Origin of the sequence: Geobacter anodireducens (assembly GCA_001628815.1) — a bacterium.
In the GTDB taxonomy this organism is placed as follows: Bacteria; Desulfobacterota; Desulfuromonadia; order Geobacterales; family Geobacteraceae; genus Geobacter; species Geobacter anodireducens.
In genome coordinates this window covers 1,762,550-1,780,008 of record CP014963.1, presented here as the reverse complement: position 1 = coordinate 1,780,008, position 17,459 = coordinate 1,762,550, and the positions used below count along the sequence as shown (strand labels likewise).

The window sequence follows — 17,459 nt, the reverse complement described above, 5'->3', positions numbered from 1 at the left end:
AGAGGCTCCTTGGTTGGGAGATTCGGCCCATAATAATACCATAGCTCAGCGAGGGGTGAAACCGTATCCTGACGAGACATGAAAGCCCGCCGTGGGCTGCAGGCGGGCTTTCATGGACTATGGAGGATACGGCCTAGTTTCGCATCGTTTGTTCTTCCGTGGCCACAAGATAATTGGCTGTATAAATGTAATCATCGAGATAGTCGACCTTGCCATCGCCGTTCAGATCAAAAGAGCGGGACGAGCCCGCCGGTTTCCGGGCAAGGAAGAGCAGGAAATCCGCCTCGGTCACGCGCCCTTTGCCGTCCATGTCGACGTCTGCCCGCGGCGCGACGGTGAGGGGATACTCCACCATCTTTCGGCCAGTCACGATGATGAGAGTCGCCTCCACAGCACCGGCCTCCGGCAGCGCCTCCACCAGCCAGCGGTTCTCGCCCCCCTTTTTGAGTGACTTGAGCGCCGCTCCTCTCAATGCGAAGTTGGGCGCGGCCTTTTCTCCCCCCGTGAGATCCACAGTGATGCGAACGGCGGTTTTGCCGTCAGTGAGGCAGATTGCAGGTTCCTGACTGATGGTATCTGCCACGGGTTCCTTGAACAGTGCCATGAGCGCCTTGGGGGCTCTCGCACCCGTGTAGTTGCGGAAGCGGGCAACCACGCTGCCGAGGACGGCATACCCCTCCTGGGTCACAGGTGCAGGTTTCACTTCCGGCTCTGACACTGGCAGCTCGGCCTCTGGGGGCGAAGCGTGCTGTTCTCCGCTCTCATTCGCGCCGTCCGCTTGCGCCTGTGGAGGCTCTTCAGGCGGCGCGGTCTGTTCCGCAGCAGACGGCTTCCCTGCGGAAACACGCGCATCGTTATCAACAGCCCCAGACGTTATCATCCCCGGCAATACGACGGTTCCTCCTCGATGAGCAGCGTCGCCCGACGTTGCGCCTGCCGAAGGCACCTGAGCAGTTCCATCCGTTACGGAGGTACCGGGATCGCCTGCAGGGTTTTGTCTCTGGTCAGATGTTACGAGGGAGTCGGTCGATTGCGTCGTGGAGGTGTCACTGGACTGTGTTGTCCCCCTATTAAGGGTAACCTTGAGAGTCTTCCTCTGAATACTATAATCGCTAAAGGTTATCCTGTAATTAATCGTCATAATGACCGCCCCACTGAATGTTGTGGGAAAGCTGATTCTGACAAGAGGACCCGACCCGGACAGCGGTGGCTCACTCAGCATAGCAATGTAAAACTTACCTTGAACAGTTGTATTCGGGACGAAAATCATCCATTGGAAACCGCTCAGCTTCGTCACTTGGGCATTGCCTATCGAGGAAGGTTCATACGTTGCATCGATTTCAATGCCACTGACATTGGACAACCCTGTGGCGGAGATCAGCACATCGCTCCCCGATGGGTACGCCGAAAGGCTGCCACCGGCGCCGAACGCAAGCGTCTTGACAGCAAGGATAAAAAACGCACAGGCCAGAGCGCCACGTATCGCGGACTTATTCATTGCGACTCCTCACAATCACCGGGTAAGCTCATATGAGCCATCGTACCACAAAACAGCCCTGCAACTTTGCAGAAAATCTACACAGCGCGGATGCTCACATCCCCGAAGGAAAATGTAACGGATTACGGTTAGATGTGCCACCAAAGTGAATCGAAAGAAAGTTCGTACGAATGGAAGATAAAAAGGCGCAGCAGTCACAGAGTGAGGAGAGGGAAAGGAGTTGGCGAGACCTGTTGTGCTGAATATTTCAGTCAATACTTACAGATTTGCTGCATGAGACGGCTCATCAGGACTGGTGAGCCATCCCCGCAACATTCCTAAGGAGAGTTATAGCCTCAACAGCATCCTGATTGCCTTCAATTTGGTATACCTTCTCAAGTGATGACAGCACGGACGTGTGCAGTTTCTCCAGTTCGTTGCGCTCCGCGGAAATATAGGGATCAAATGGTTCTTCGGGTAAAAAGGGCCCACGGTAAAGGTCCTGAGCAGTTTCCAGATACTTCCTTGCCAGCGAGATCTCACCCCGGGCCAGCATTTTTATGCCAGAAGAGGCATGATATTTAAACTGGCTGGAATCAAGAGAAAAAACGGAATAATCGAGCCTGATGGCTTCTCCCAGGCTTAAGACGGGATTTACGGTGCGAGGGCCGGAAAATGACTTGCGCAGCCTGCTGAGGGTAGTCTTGAAATTTTTTGCGCCGGAGGAAAGATCACAGCCGGGCCAGATCATTTCAATGAGTTTGTCCCTGTGCAGCCACTGATCGTAGGAAATAAGGAGATAACAGAAAAGAATCCTGGCCTTCTGGCTTTCCCAAACGATGCTTATGGGAGTCACCTGATAGGAAATGGAAAGGCCACCAAACGAATTGATGTGTAGAGCAGGCCCCTCTTCTCCCCTCTCCTCTGTCATCGCTATTTTTCTCTGTGCAACCATTACGATAGACCCTTACCTTAACTATAGTTAATCTACTTACTGAATACTACATCGTTACGGGAGTGTCAATATAAATATAGAACTAAGCAGATTTAAAAGAAAAAGGGGGCATACGCCCCCTTTTCCCGAGAGATGCACCATTTCATTTACTTATTGTTTTCAGAATTTCCCATCCTTTAAGGAGATCCAGTGCACGCATTACCTGGTAATCGCTCTTCAGTTGCTCATCGGCCTTGGAAGCTGTTGAAGCGCTCTTATCAGTCCCTTTTTGTTTTTTGTCCGACCCGTCCTGGGCGCCGGAATCGAAATGATTCTCCAGATCCTTTTCGCGAATATGGCCTTCCATCTTCTCCGTGGACTGAATTTCAGCGCGCTCGACAACGATGTCCGGCGTTATGCCTTTGGCTTGTATGGAGCGACCGCCTGGCGTGAAATATCGCGCGTGGTGAGCCGGAGACCAGACTCGTCGGAAAGCGGGATGATTGTCTGAACCGACCCTTTTCCGAAACTCTGGGTCCCCATGACAACGGCACGTTTATGATCCTGCAACGCACCCGCAACGATTTCGGAAGCACTGGCGCTCCCGCTGTTGATCAGCACAACCATCGGATAGTTGGGCTCGGTGCCTAACTTGCGGGCGCTGAACTGCATTCGCGACTCCCTCTCCCGCCCCTCCGTATACACAATGAGCCCATCCTCGATAAAGTGGTCGGCAACCTTGACAGCCTGATCGAGAAGTCCGCCCGGATCGTTGCGGAGGTCGAGTACGAGCCCTCGTAATTCTCCGCCGTTCTCTTCTTTGAGCGCCTTGAGCGCCTTAACCAGGTCATCATCGGTTTTTTCCTGGAACTGTGCGATTCTTATATACCCATATCCCTGATCCATTGATCTGAACCGCACGCTCTTAACCTGAATGGTGTCGCGAACGAGCGTGAATTCCTTCGGCTTGTCGAAGCCTTCGCGCATGATGGTAAGGGTCACTTTCGTCCCCTTGGGGCCGCGCATTCTCTTGACCGCATCCATGATGGTCATATCCTTCGTGAAGCGGTCCTCGATCTTAAGGATCTGGTCTCCTGCCTTGATGCCGGCCCTGAAGGCGGGGGTATCCTCAATGGGAGAGATCACCGTGAGGAGTCCATCCTTGATCGTGATCTCGATTCCCAGACCACCGAAAGACCCCTTCGTATCGATCTTCATCTCCTTGTACATGTCCGGAGGCATGAAGGAGCTGTGAGGATCAAGGGAAGCGAGCATGCCGTTGATGGCTCCGTAAATGAGCTTCTTGGTGTCCACCTCTTCAACATAGCTTTTCTTGACAATCGCCAACACATCCGTGAAGAGTTCGATGGACTCGTAATCGTTTCCCCCTTCAGCTGCGCACTGCTTCTGAACGGCAACGACACCGAGCACGGCAACAACACAAAGCGATGCAAGCAACAGTGCGACGCGTTTACCTTTGATGATCTTGAACATTACTCCTCCCAGAGTTGAGAAACAGACTACCTGAACCACGGAGACGGATCAACCGGTCGTCCCTGGTAACGTAACTCGAAGTACAGCATCGGGCCGCGGGTCGAATCAACGTCACCGACGCTGGCCACTACGTCATTGCGGGAAACCTGTGCGCCAACTCGTTTTGTGATTCGTGATGCGTGGGCGTAGAGGCTGAAAAATCCGCCCCCATGATCAATAATGACCATATTGCCATAACCTTTGAAATAATCCGCAAACAGGACTTTGCCCTCATAGACCGATCTGATATCGGAACCAGCCGGTGCAGCAATAGAAATACCATTGCTGACCGTATAGGAGTTGAATTCGGGATGCTTGTGCCGCCCGAATCTTCCGATGACTTCACCGAAAACCGGCAAGGAAAGTCTCCCTCGCTGGGAACCGAATCCTGAATCGGGCAAAGGGGGGAGACCCGGCGGAAGTCCTTTCTTTTCGCGTGACTGAGTATAGCTCTTTCTACTCTGTGCTTCAAGTTTTTCCACCATGGACTGCAGCCTGCGAGCGTTAGCCTGGAGGTCCCTGATCGAGGCGAGATATTCGTTCTTATCTTGTTTGACTTTAGTGAGGTAGGCAGCCTTTTTGTCTTTTTCCGCCTCAATCTCACGTTTCTTGTTCGCGATTCCGGCAACGATCCGTTCTTTTCGCCGCACCTCATTTTCCAGTTTATGTTTGAGGTTCGACAATTCGGCAATCTTGTCCGAGTATTCGTTGAAGAGGCGACGATCGTTCCCGATGACAGCGCTCATGTAACGCAGGCTCTCAACCATCTGGGGAAACGATTCGGAGGAAAACACGACCCGAAGGTTTCCAATCTCGCCGGCTTTATATACCGACACAAGCCTCTTCTGGATCTCCTGTTTTTTCCGCTCGGTTTCATCCTTGACGCGCTCGATCTCGTCGGTCGTGCGGGACAGATTTCCTTCAACGCCGTGGAGTTCGTTGTTCAATGACGCGAGTTGGGATTGTTTCTCCTTCAGACTTCGGTCGATCACCAGCAACTCACCGGTGACCTGTTTTTCTACTTTAGCGGTTTTTCGAAGAAGACGTTTCTTTTCGCTGATCTCCTTCCTCACCCCCTTGAGTTGATCGTGCACATCAGCGGCAAGCGTTCCGGAAACGCAGGCCAAGAGAAATACTATGGAAATCCAAGACCTTCGTTTCATGATTGGCTATCACTGAAACGCCTGAGCGAGGTGAGGCTTCCGAGAAGTCCGAGCACGATACCGCCGATGAAAATACCGGCAATATGCTCTGGCGGCAGGAAAGAGAACCCGGTAAAGGTGCCTGATATGGGGATAAAATTGGGTACACCCTGCAGGAAGCCGAAGTAGGCGGCAACAAGAATGATAAGTGTGCAGATTGAGCCGATCGCGCCCTGAATCATCCCCTCCACGAGAAATGGTGCCTTGATGAAAAACCGCGTGGCACCAACCAGTTCCATAACCTCCAGTTCATCCTTCCGGGCGTAAATGGTGAGCCTGATGGTATTAGAAACGATAAACAGCACCGCCAGGACAAGGAACGCCCCCAAAAGCGCCCCGAGGAAACGAAGGAAATTCATAAAGGCATTGAACCGGCGGACCCACTCTTCCCCGTATTGCACCTCATTGATTCCCGGAATCTTTTTAAGCTGGGCAACGTAGTGTTCTATTGCGCCCTCCTGGCGGCTGGACCGTTTAAGGGCAATCTCCACCGACGCAGGCAACACGTCGGCGGGCACGCCGTCCAGAAGGGTTTCCTGTCCCTTCAGTCTGGACCTGAACCGCTTCATCGCCTCGTTCTTGTTCACATAGGAAACCTGTGAAGTCCCTTCAATGGCTTTGATGCGATTCATTACCTGGTTGAGTTCCTGGGGGGGCAACTCCTGGTCAAAGTAGGCGGTCACCTGGATTTTGCCGCTCCACTCCTCGGCAGTCGACTCAAGGTTTACGAACACCAGCAGAAACAGTGAGACGATGAGCAGCGCCAGCGATATGGTGCCGATGGTCAGCACGTTCACCATGACATTCTGGCGAAGATTGAGGATCGCCCTGCCGAGAAAATAGCCGAGCCGCCCTCCGGGAGCATCGCCGGAAAGGGTGGGCCGTTTAGAGTTCTTGTTTCGGGACATCGTTATCCTCCACCAGGCGGCCCTTGTCCAGGATAATCACCCGCTTGTGGCTGTTTTCGATCACACGACGGTCATGAGTCGCAACCATGACGGTCGTACCACGAATGTTGGCCTCCCGGAAAATGGTCAGGATCTGCTCCTTGTTCTCATCATCAAGGTTTCCAGTCGGTTCGTCGGCCAGCAGAATCTTCGGATCGTTCACCAACGCCCGGGCAAGGGCAACTCTTTGCTGCTCGCCGCCCGACAGCCTGAGGGGGGTAGCGTTGATCTTGTGCTCTATCCCCATGAGCCTGAGAATATGGTGCACCTTCTTGCCGATATCCCGTTTCCCCCAGCCGAGAACCTCAAGGGTAATCGCCACGTTTTCCAGCACCGTCCGGTTGGGAAGAAGCTTGAAATCCTGGAAAACCACCCCGATGGAGCGCCTCAGCAAGGGGATCTGCGAGCGGGTCATTCGCGTGACGTTCTGACCATCGACGATCACCTGCCCCTTGCTTGGACTGAGGGCTGCATAGACAAGTTTCAGGAGGGTCGACTTCCCCGCCCCTGACGGGCCGGTCACAAAAACAAAGTCCCCTTTGGGGACCTTGAGAGTTACGTCGTTAAGGGCAGCCATGTCGCGCTGGTATGACATGGATACATTGTGGAACTGGATCATTGTTTCCCTTCTTCCTACCGGCTGACACCCGTTTGTTATTGTCCGTATCCTCTGTTACCAGTCCTTGTATGGAGTTCCTTTTGAACTGACAAGGTCTGAGCCGCTGTGCACATCAGCTACGTTACCCTTGATCTCCTCGGCAGCATGGATTTCGCCGGTGGGTTCTATGGGCTTGACTGTAACCCATGTGTCGTTCTTACCGGTAAAGGGATCATAGGGAATCGATTTGAGATACCGCTTTTCCGCCATCTCGTCAAGGGTATCGGGATATTTCCCCTGATCCGCATAGTACTGATCTATGGCACTGCGCATGGTGTAGAGGTTTTCCTGCAGGACAGCCTCGCGGGCCCTGATGAGCCCCCACCGGTAGTTGGGTACGGCAATGGCCGCGAGAATGCCGATGATGGTCACGACGATCATCAGTTCGATAAGGGTGAATCCCTTGCGGTTACGAAGATATTTCAGCATCCGCTTCTACCAGTCCTTGTATTTGCTTCCGTCGATGGCGATCCCGTCGCTCAAGGAATACACGTCGTAGAGGTCTTCCCCTCCCCAGATATCGCTTTCGGGGTCATCCACAGAAGAGCGCATCCCCCACATGGGCGGCTCCCCTGCCTCGGGAGAATGAAACGGGTCAACGGGAATCCGGCGAAGGTACTTTTTCTTGTAGGCATAGAGGCCGCCGAAATCCTCTCCCTCAATCAGTTTTTCAAATGACTCGGGATAACCGGACCTGTTGGCAACATCTAAAATTTTCTTGTCCTTGATCGCCTTGTCGTAATCCTTCTTGTAGTCGTCGATGGCGGTGCGTATTACCCTCAAATCCCGTCTCAGCTCAATCTCCTTGGTGCGCTTAGCCGCCATCTGGGTGAATGGGACAACGGCCATGGCCAGGATTCCGAGAATGGCCACGGTAAAAACGAGTTCAATGAGGCTCAGGCCCCGGCTGTCTCCCCGGAACCGCCTGCCGATGCGCACAGTCAGGGCCGCCATGCTACTTGACTTCAACCACCGTGTTGTATGGGATAATGTCCAGAGGCCTGTTCGCCTGGTCAGCGAATTTCACATTCTGAAGTCCGAGGCTGGCCGGTCCCTTGTTTTTTGCCGTAAAGGTAGCGGTCAGGAGCGTTCCCGAACCGTCGACCCCCTCACCGGCGGCACTGCGATCCATCGTGACGACCACCCGACCTGCCGCCTTGTCAGCCAATGCGTTGAAGGTCGTCGGCTTGCCGTCCCGGTTCAGGAAGTTCCCTTCCGCCGCCCCGACATACTCGATGAAAATGGGGTCATAGAGTAGAATGAACGGTGCCTTGGCAAGACCTTTGACATCCGACACCTTGACCTCCACCTTGAACTGACCGCCGAGATCGACACCGGCCGGCGCGGCGATATTGAGGCTTCCACGCATGGCGGCTGAACCGGTGCCGCAACAGCCTGGGCTCCGGCGGCAGTTGAAGCGGCCACCGGGGTCGCCGGGGTCCCTGCCGGTTGGCCACCGGCGGCTGGAGCGGCAGCCGGAGCCGCCGGCTGCCCGGCGGGTGTCGCCGGGCCAGGCTTGGCCGCCGGTGCAGCGGGCGCCCCTTTGGCAGCCGGCGTGGCAGCCGGCTGGACCGCGAACTCCGGCTCCAGTTCGAAGGAAGAAAAGGGTCTTACGGCTGTCGGGTCATCTTCCTTGCCCGACCAGAAGGCCGCCACATCCGCCTCGGGAACGGATACCGCCCGGACAATGCGTGGCGTAATGGCAAGCACCAGCTCGCTTTTGTCATACTTGTCGTTGTGGCTGGAAAGCAGGCTGCCGATGAGGGGAATATCGCCAAGGAGCCATATCTTCTGCTTGCTCTTGCTCTTCGAGTCCTCGATGAGGCCGCCGATGATGCTCGTCTCCCCGTCTTTCAAGTTGAGAACCGTATCCACGTTGCGGGTACCGATGGTCACGACCGAACTAATGGCATCGCCGCTGCCGACTGTTTTCTCGCCGATGATGGAACTGACCTCGACTCCAAGCTTTATGGTGACCTCGTTGTTCAACTGAATCACCGGCTCCGCATTGAGCTTGACCCCCACGTCCACATACTGGACGTTGACGGTAACCCCTCCCACTGAGCCGGTACTGGACGTAGTGGTGATAGGCACCCTCGTACCCACGGTAAACTTGGACTTTTCCCGGTTCTTGACGCGAATTTTGGGATTGGACAGGACCTCGGCGTTGGACAATTGCTTGCTGAAATTGTACGTGGCGCTGGGAACGGTCAGGAACCCCTGGTAACCGTTCCAGTTGAAGAGGTTGAGGAGATTCTTCACCTGCGTAGTGGTCACCGTGGTCGTGTCGTTCGATGTTGTGGTTACCTTCGGATCAAAGGTGTCTGAAAAGAAATCGCCCCCCGAACCGGGGGTACGGGCATTGAGTGATACGGCATACCGGCTCAGCCCCAGGCCGAACAACTCGGAATTGTTCTTGGAGACCTGAATAACCTCCACTTCCAACAATACCTCGGCATCGGGCACATCATTGGCTTCGAGAATCTTCCCCGCCACATCGATCAGTTCCGGATTATCCCTGATGACGAGGGCGTTGAGTTCCTCGTTCACATAGATCTTCTTGACCTGAAGCATCGTACGCAGAAGATTGACGGCCTTCTTGGCATCAAGGCTGTTCAGATAGAAAGTCTTCACCATCAGATCTTCATACTGTTTGGCCTTTTCCGGCGTTTTGGGGAAAATGAGGATAGTGCCTCATTGAGGACTTTGCGCCCCAGCTTGTTCATGCTCGTAAGAAGATCAAAAGCCTGATTGAATGATGCATTTTCAAGCAAAATGGTGACGTTTTGCTCCTTGACTCCCTCATCGAAAATGAAATTGATTCCGGAAAGCTGGGACAGGATATAGAAGACGTCCTTGAGCTTTGCTTCCTTGAACTTGAGGGTTATCGGCTTTGTCGATTTGAGGTTGAGTTCAAAGCCTTCCAGCTTGGTTCGCCTGGTCTGGAGCAGCTTTTCAAGGGCTTCCTTTATTTCCTTGTTCTCGGGGTTGAGGTCCAGAGCCTTGCGATAGGCCTGAAGGGCTTCGCGGGGCTTGTTCGATTTTTCAAACTCGAGTCCTTCGCGATAGTAGGTCAGTGAATTACGCACCCGAATCAGTTCGTCGCTGCGCTGTTTTGCCCGCGCCAGGGCGGGGTTGAGCGAAACTGCCGCCTGATATTCCCGCAGGGCTTCGTCTAGCAGTTGCTGCTCATAGGCCGTATCCCCTTTTTTGAGATGCTCGAACGCGGCTTTTTCGCTCGCCTTGAGAAGCCTCATGCGGTACTCGGTCTGTTGAGGGTTGGTTGAAGCAGCCTCGGCAAACTTCATGACCGCCTCGTCAAGCTTCCCTTCCTCTTCGAGCTTTTCAGCCTTGTTGAACGCGGTCAGGCCGGCAGTACACCCGGCGAGGAAAGTCAGTACTACCGCGGCAATGGCCATGTTCGCTATGGTTCTCATGGAACTGCTCCTCGAGTTATCGTTGCATTCAGCGAATCTGCCGCTCAGCGGGCGATTTTCAACAAGCGGGATGACGATCTCGCTGCCGTCTGTGGTCGAGCGGATCGACAATGCCTCATCCGTTATGTTGACAGCCTCGTAGATCCCGGCGATCTTGTCGCCCTGGCGTACGAGGATGATCTCTTTATCCTTGGCCAGAAAAATGGTCTTCCGGTTTTCTTTTTTGAGAAAGCCCAGGAAGGTAAAACGCGCCATGTCGCGGACTACCGGTGGCGGTTGGGGAGGCGCCACAGGCGGAACCGGAGGCGGAACCGGCCGTGGCGGCACTGGTGGCGGTATGGGTTTCGGCAGAACCGGCGGTGCGGGCGGCACCTTTGTTTCGTCATGGAAAATGGGCCGGAAGATATTCCGGCGGAAGCCGGCAAAACGCCCCTTGCCGCATTCCAAAAGATCAAGCCTTACCCGCGTCTCATCTGCCACAGGCTTGGCAGGTGCCGTCTTCTTGTCGCGGGCCGGGGCCTTGGCCTTTGTCGCCGGAGACGAGGCAACGGTTTGCTGGCGGGGTGTTCTGACGTAGCTGTAAATCAGCGACAAGCCCAGCAGCACCAGGAGAATAGCCAGAATGAGCCGTTGACGGTTCATCATTCCTCCGTCCGGAGGTAGGCCGAAAGCTGCACTTTCAGTGCAACCGCCTCCTCCACGGCACTGCCGCTGTTGAGTGAGAGAGATTCAACCACGAGCATTGACCTGTGACACTGGAGATCGGAGAGGAAGCTCTTGATCCCGGCGTAGGTTCCGTCAAGCGAAAGAACCACATCATAGACCACGAGCTTTTGATCCGGCACCTGCTTCGGCTTGTACGTAACCCCCTTGACCGTGAGTCCGTTGTCAGCAGCGGTCTCGAACACTTCCATCATGAGGGCGGTGAACCCCCGCTTGGGGGTAAGGCGCTCCCGGTACGCCTTCAGATCCTCAGTCCCTTGCCGGTAGATGGAGGACACATCATGTCTGGCACCCGTATTGAGCGACCTCTTGGATGTCCACTCATCCCTCAGCTCGGCAATGCGCGGCTCTTGATACACGCCTTTGAACATCGTCAGGATGATATTCACCGTTGCCAAGACAAGAAGGACGACCACAGTCCGCTTCCTGGACGTGATAAGTTGTATGAGTTGCTGCTTCGTCATGTAAAGTCGACCTTGCAGGTGACGGTAAAGGAAATACCCTTCTGCTTTTCTCCGACACTCAGCTGTCCCTGATTCAACAGGAGAACATCGGTAAAGTGGGTTGACGACTCCAGGTTCTCCATCAGCGATCTGAGTGCGCCGAACGAGCGGGCAGCACCGGAAAGCTTAAGGGTCCCGTCCTTCAGGCTGGGATCTATGGCCCCGAGTGCAACCCCCTCGGGCACTACTTCCTCAAGACGGTTCAGAAGAAGCAACCAGTCAAAGGCCTTTTTGCCGATTACGGCGTTGGCTTCGGCAATCTTCTTGAGCAGATCCCGATACTGCTTTTCGGTAATTCCCTTGGCAGACTCATCAAAACGGGCCTGCAAAATCCCCATGTCCTTCTTGAGCGCGCGCTCCGTGGAAACATTCGCCACAAGCGATGCGATGTTGTACGCCAGCAGGAGAAGAAGCACCAGGACCACTGCGGCAATCCCCGTGTTCACCTTCCTCGTGTTATAGAAATAACGGGTGGCAAGGTTGATCCGGATATCCATCAGAGGTTCCTCGTGGCCGCACCAAGGGCTGCTGCCAGGTCATGAAGTGACGCGGGAGCCGCCGCAGTTGAGCCGTTACTGGCTATGAACGTCTGCGGAGCGAACAGGACCGGATCGACGCCGCTCGCTTCCGCAACGATGCCGGAGAAGGACTCCCCCCCATCCGGAGGAGCCAGACAGAGCACGCTCTTGACCTCACGGCCGGGGTTTTTGTCGCGATAGACAAGGAGTGAGCTGTTGACCTCCATGAAAATCCGGTTCGGATCAACACCATCTCTGCCCATCTCTTTTGCTCGATAGAAATCGATGACTCCGTCGGTTAGAACGAGCATGCTCAGCATGCCCCGGTGAAAGGCCACAAAGAGCGCGGTATCCTCAGACGGAACACGCTTGGCCGCCACGCGATAGAGATTAAACGTGTTGAAATCGATCCGGTTCGGCTGAATGCCCGCCTCAAGGAGCAAATCCTCGTACTGGGTCACGACCTGTCGCGCCACAACGGCAATCAGCACCGAAAGGCTGCCATTGTCACGCTCACGCAGGGTCTGGTAGTCCAGATGCATGTCCCCTGAGTCAAGGGGAAGGCTCTTCTTGAGCTTCCAGCGGATCATGTCGCGCCCCTCTTCCCTGTTTTTGAAGCGCGTGTCGAAATCCATGATCATTATGCGGCCGACCGCGTCGGGCAGTGTAACCGATACGAGGTTCGTCCGGGCGAGCAGTTTGCAAAATTCCTCGCGCACCGTGCCGACAAACGCCTTTGGATCGGCGACATTGGGCTCGCGGTGGAGAATCCGCACGATCCCCGATGCAAAGGAGGCACCGCCATGCGTCACGAGACGCGGCGCCCCCTTGCCGCCAGCCAGCACGGCGAAGCGGATCCCGTGCTGCGACACCTCCATACCTATGGCGTTATGGGTGAAAAACATGCTTACTCCACAAAGGTGACCCGGTTGATTTCGCGCAAGGTCGTTTCCCCGGCAAAGACCTTTTCAATGGCCGATTCGCGCAGAAATACCGTGCCGGCCTCACGGGCGGCCGCCTTGAGCTGGGCTGCAGGGGCCTTTGCCATGATCAACTCCCGCATCTGGTCATTCAGATCAAGAAGCTCAATGATGGCTGACCGTCCGCGATACCCCGTCCCATTGCACTCCTCGCAGCCACGGCATTCATAGAACGTTACGTCGCGACACTCCTCCGGGTCAAGTCCCGATTCGATAAGGCCGAGTCCGGGTGCTCCACCGGGTATTTGCAGTGAGGGCACGCCTTGCGCACCAGACGCTGGGCCATGACGCAGTTGAGGCACGACACGAAGTTGTAGGGATCGATCCCCATGTGAATGAAGCGGCCAAGAACGTCAAAGGCATTGTTCGCGTGGACCGTCGTAAAGACCAAGTGCCCGGTGAGGGCCGATTGGACGGCGATTTGTGCCGTTTCGGGGTCCCGGATCTCGCCGACCATGATCTTGTCCGGGTCGTGCCGAAGAATCGAGCGGAGTCCGCGGGCAAAGGTGAGACCCTTTTTCTCGTTCACCGGGATCTGGACAATCCCGCGCAGAACGTATTCGACCGGGTCTTCAATGGTGATGATCTTCTCTTCGCCCGTATGGATCTCGGTGAGAGCGGCGTAGAGGGTGGTCGTCTTGCCCGAACCGGTCGGCCCCGTTACGAGGACCATGCCGTAAGGTTCGCGAATTTTCCTTCTCAGACGCTTCATTTCCCGCGGATGCATGCCGAGCGTCTCAAGCGTAAGCCCCTTCAGGTCGGAAGCGATGCTCTCCTTGTCAAGGATACGGATAACCGCGTCCTCACCAAAGGCGCTTGGCATGATCGATACGCGGAAATCGATGGCCTTGTCATTGAGCCGGACCTTGAAACGGCCGTCCTGGGGGATGCGCCGTTCGGAAATGTCGAGTTCGCTCATGACCTTGAGGCGAGAAATGATCGGTGCCTGGAAGTGGATGTCGAGGGGTTCTGTGGCCCGGTACAGGACCCCGTCGATCCGGTATTTGATGATAACCCCTTCCAGGGCGGTTTCGATGTGAATATCGCTTGCCCGGCGGGTCAGCGCGTCCATGACGGTGGAGTTGACGAGCTTGATGATGGGACTCGTGTCGGCCGAGATCTTCTCCATGGAGAGGATCTCTTCGCCTTTTTCATTCTCCTTGACCAACTGGAGCATGAAGTCCTCGGAGACTTCCTTGAGGACCCTGCTGGTGGCTTCCCCCTTTTTGAGGATGGTGGCGATGGCCGTTTCAGTGGTCAGTTTGACGGTGAACGACCGGTCCAGCAGAAGCTCCAGCTCGTCCAGCTTCAGAACGTCCGTCGGATCGGCAATAAGAACCACCAGAGTCTCGTCGTCCTCTTCCAGGGGGATAAACTGGTAGCGATAGACGGCATCGGGCGGCAGTGTTGTCAGGAGCGACTCGTTGAGCCTTACGCCGCGGGCGTCAACATAATCGAGGCCGAACTGCTCGGCAAGAGCCCGTGCCAGGTTCTCCTCGGTAATGAGCCCCTCCGCGACGCAGATTTCCCCGAAGCGCCTTGTGGACGCATTTCTCTTCTCGACCAGATAGGGAATCTGATCAGGATTGAGGCTACCTTGCTCAACCAGAATCTGGCCGATGGTTTTCCGTCTGAAAGATTGCTTTTCCATTGTTTCATTCCAAGCCGGGCCGGTAATGGGCTGCGCAGCGACAATCACCCCACGGTACCGGCAATCTTGAACACCGGCAGATACATGGTTACGATAATGACGCCGACCACCAGCCCCATGACGATCATGATCGCGGGTTCAATGGCGGTTGTCAGCAGGTGGAGGCGGGCATCGATTTCTCCCTCGAAGTATTCGGCAATATCACCCAGCATCTCTTCAAGAGAACCGGTAGTCTCACCCACGCCGAGCATCCGGAGCGCGAGAGGCGGCATGATCCTCGCCGATTCGATGGCGCCCGACAGGCTCATTCCCTCCTCGATCTTGACCACGGCTTCAAGCATGCGCCTTTCGAGGACGCGATTGTTTAACGTGCCGACCGACATCTTGAGCGATTCGACAATAGGTATGCCGCTGCCGATGACTGTTGCCAGCGTCCGAGTGAACGAGGTTACGGCAAACTTGGAAAAAATATCACCGATAAAGGGAATTCGTATCTTTATATCATCGACCCGATACCGCCCCCCCTCGGTGGCGGCCCATCGCCTAAAAATGAATACAGTGCCAAAAACTGCCGCAATAACCAGGGGGAAAAGCTGTTTCAGGGATGTGGAAAACGCTATGAGCATCCTGGTGGGAAGCGGAAGCTGGGAGCCGGCATCCGCATAAACCTGGCTGAAGGTCGGAACCACATAGACCAGAAGAAACGTTATGGCCAACGTCGCCACAGTAACGAGGATTGCAGGATAGACCAGCGCGGAAACGAATCGTTTCCGTACCTCTTCTACCCGTTTGAGAAACGCGATGTAGCGCCGGATGGTAAGCGGCAGGTCTCCGGTCCGCTCGCCGGCCCGCACCGAAGCTACGTAAAGATGAGGAAAAACCTTGGCGTGCTTTTCCAAGGCATCAGAGAGAGCCATCCCACCCTTGACGTCCTCGCGCACAACCGCCAGCACGTCAAAGAGAGTTCCCCGCTCAACCCGCTCCAGTACCGTGTCAAGCGCCTGGATAATCGGCAGTCCGGCCTTGATCAGAACGAGAAGTTCCTGGTTAAGGGTAAGGAGGGCCTTGTTGTCTACCTTGCGCCGCCCTCCCCCTTTGTTCCAGAGAAACTGCAGGGGCTTTTTTTTTATCTCGAAAACAAAAAAACCCTGCTCTTCCAAACTGACGCGAAGCATCTCAGGGTTTGCGGCTTCCAGATCCCTGGTTATGATTCGCCCCTCGGAGGAGCCGAGCTTACAGTGGTATAGGGCCATTAGATTTTCTTAGCACAAAATGGGCGAAATTAAAAATAAAAACAGGTAGAAACAAACTCGTAGCACGATAACGTCATATACGTCACGCCACATGGCCGACCTTATCGGTCATGGCAGGAAAAGCAGAGATCCTCCACGGGCACACGCAGATGGTATGCCTTCTGGTGAGGATTTTCCGCGGCAACCACGTGCATGTCGTGACACGTGATGGCACAGGCAATCAACCCGTCTCCGTCGAGCGGCAGCCCCGTGCGGTTCATTTCCGGCTTTTTGCCGACACCATGGCCGAAATCAATACCGTGACACTGGAGACATGCCCCGTTAACACCGTATTTTAACTGCTTTTTCCCACTGAAAGGAAAACGGTCGGCATTCAAATCACGTTCCGGGGCAATGTGACACGAGAGGCATGCCCCTTGTGCATCGTGCGGTGATACGTGTTCGGCCGCCAGGACTGACTGCCCACCTGACGTTCCCCACAGTAACGCAACCATAACCGCGGTGAAAAACAATCGCATCTGACAGCCCGTCGCAGGTGAGGTCATGGCTCAATATACCTTTGGATTGTGGTCTGCGCCGTGACAGGAAAGATAGCACTCTCCCCTGAATGTGGAGATCCCCTTTTCCACGAACTTGAGCTGGCCCTGGGAATTAGGAGAAACCACTGACCTGTTGAACTGGATCAGGTACTTGTACTCAACGCTGCCGTGGGAATTGTGACAGGTATAGCAGGAGGTGCCATTTGAGCCGGCAATGCCGCCAGTACCCTGGATGTGCCTTGCATGGAATTTGAAGCTTTCATTGCCGAGGATACTGCTGCGATCGTGGCACCGGTAACAAAGTGCGTAGGCGTGGGGGCTTTCCGGCTGGTTGTCTCGTGTCGAGTAGTTCTCCACGAGGATGTGCTCGTTGAGAGAGCCATGGGGACCGCGGGGGCCGGAAGAAGACTCGCTGCCGTGGCAGTCGCCGCAGGAAATGGTTGAGACATCGCCCGGACTTTCCTTCCTTTCTTTATACGGACGAATGAGACTGACAACCGCCGCGTTTTTTCCCTCAGCCTCGATCGGATGAAACGACGGGTTGGTGGCGGCAAACTCGGCCCTTTTATTGCCGAAGCGGCCGGGAAGGTTCGCGCTTTCGGCGTGGCACCGGTAGCAAAGCTCGAATTCCGTCGTAACGGTCGAAACCAGGTTACCGACCCTGCGCCCTTTAATGCCCGCAAATTTATTTGTTGAAGAAACATGATGGGGATTGTGGCAGTCCACGCAGTCGGCGTGGCGGGGCATGCGGGGATCCCTCTCCGGCAGGGTCTCCCCGCCCCGATGGACGCCGCGGGCATCAAACGTGGGATGACGGAAAGGCTTGCGGAATTCTTCCTCAACGTTTTTCATATCGGCTTCACGGGGAGCGAAACCTCGGGGCATGCCGGCATACTGGCGTGTCAGCCGGGAAGGATCACCGTGACAGACAATGCAGGTTTCGGGGCCGCCGCCGTCCTTGAAATTGAACTTGAGGTGACAGGTTGAACATCCCCGGGGCACTTTACTCCGATCAAGATGGACTCCCCCCGTGTAATCAGCCGCGACGGCCGGCATGACCGAGAACAGCACCAGACAAAGAAGAGCTGCGGCTACCGGCATTGC

The 17,459-nt window shown here is 55.3% G+C and carries 13 protein-coding genes and 4 pseudogenes; all 17 read right to left on the bottom strand.

What is annotated here, in order from left to right; genetic code table 11:
- Positions 1-133 precede the first annotated feature (133 nt).
- The 17 genes and pseudogenes from A2G06_08100 to A2G06_08020 all read right to left on the bottom strand — a co-directional run bounded on the left by A2G06_08100 (position 134) and on the right by A2G06_08020 (position 17,456).
- Positions 134-1,498, bottom strand: a complete 1,365-nt coding sequence (locus A2G06_08100) for a hypothetical protein (protein ANA40266.1) — start codon at positions 1,496-1,498, stop codon at positions 134-136.
- 286 nt (positions 1,499-1,784) lie between these two features.
- Entirely contained in the window at positions 1,785-2,432 is a 648-nt protein-coding gene (locus A2G06_08095; GenBank protein ANA40265.1) for a DNA-binding protein, read from the bottom strand.
- Between the two features lie 142 nt (positions 2,433-2,574).
- Positions 2,575-3,905, bottom strand: a pseudogene (locus A2G06_08090) (peptidase S41).
- 26 nt (positions 3,906-3,931) lie between these two features.
- Positions 3,932-5,107 (bottom strand): peptidase M23, encoded by a 1,176-nt coding sequence (locus tag A2G06_08085; protein ANA40264.1) that lies wholly within the window; start codon positions 5,105-5,107, stop codon positions 3,932-3,934.
- Complete coding sequence (locus A2G06_08080) at positions 5,104-6,054, bottom strand: cell division protein (GenBank protein ANA40263.1); 951 nt, start codon at positions 6,052-6,054, stop codon at positions 5,104-5,106. Before A2G06_08080 ends, A2G06_08085 begins: the two co-directional genes overlap by 4 nt.
- Positions 6,032-6,712, bottom strand: coding sequence for a cell division ATP-binding protein FtsE (locus A2G06_08075; protein ID ANA40262.1), 681 nt, complete (start codon positions 6,710-6,712; stop codon positions 6,032-6,034). Before A2G06_08075 ends, A2G06_08080 begins: the two co-directional genes overlap by 23 nt.
- Positions 6,713-6,766: 54 nt before the next feature.
- A complete protein-coding gene (locus A2G06_08070; GenBank protein ID ANA40261.1) occupies positions 6,767-7,180 on the bottom strand; it encodes a general secretion pathway protein GspG in 414 nt (137 codons plus the stop codon).
- Positions 7,181-7,186: 6 nt separating this feature from the next.
- Complete coding sequence (locus tag A2G06_08065) at positions 7,187-7,690, bottom strand: general secretion pathway protein GspG (GenBank protein ID ANA41633.1); 504 nt, start codon at positions 7,688-7,690, stop codon at positions 7,187-7,189.
- Positions 7,691-7,706: 16 nt separating this feature from the next.
- Positions 7,707-10,188: pseudogene (locus A2G06_08060) on the bottom strand (type II secretion system protein).
- 36 nt (positions 10,189-10,224) lie between these two features.
- Positions 10,225-10,830: pseudogene (locus A2G06_08055) on the bottom strand (type II secretion system protein PulP).
- Positions 10,830-11,375, bottom strand: coding sequence for a pilus assembly protein PilO (locus tag A2G06_08050; GenBank protein ID ANA40260.1), 546 nt, complete (start codon positions 11,373-11,375; stop codon positions 10,830-10,832). Before A2G06_08050 ends, A2G06_08055 begins: the two are co-directional and overlap by 1 nt.
- Entirely contained in the window at positions 11,372-11,911 is a 540-nt protein-coding gene (locus A2G06_08045; protein ID ANA40259.1) for a fimbrial protein, read from the bottom strand. The genes A2G06_08050 and A2G06_08045 overlap by 4 nt, the downstream gene beginning before the upstream one ends.
- Positions 11,911-12,837, bottom strand: coding sequence for a pilus assembly protein PilM (locus tag A2G06_08040; protein ANA40258.1), 927 nt, complete (start codon positions 12,835-12,837; stop codon positions 11,911-11,913). Before A2G06_08040 ends, A2G06_08045 begins: the two co-directional genes overlap by 1 nt.
- Before the next feature lie 2 nt (positions 12,838-12,839).
- A pseudogene (locus A2G06_08035) lies at positions 12,840-14,563 on the bottom strand (pilus assembly protein PilB).
- Positions 14,564-14,607: 44 nt separating this feature from the next.
- A complete protein-coding gene (locus A2G06_08030; GenBank protein ID ANA40257.1) occupies positions 14,608-15,816 on the bottom strand; it encodes a type II secretion system protein in 1,209 nt (402 codons plus the stop codon).
- A 101-nt stretch (positions 15,817-15,917) separates the two neighbouring features.
- Positions 15,918-16,361: a cytochrome C gene (locus A2G06_08025; protein ID ANA40256.1), complete on the bottom strand. Its 444-nt coding sequence runs from the start codon at positions 16,359-16,361 to the stop codon at positions 15,918-15,920.
- Positions 16,362-16,364: 3 nt separating this feature from the next.
- Positions 16,365-17,456, bottom strand: coding sequence for a cytochrome C (locus A2G06_08020; GenBank protein ANA40255.1), 1,092 nt, complete (start codon positions 17,454-17,456; stop codon positions 16,365-16,367).
- Positions 17,457-17,459 lie beyond the last annotated feature (3 nt).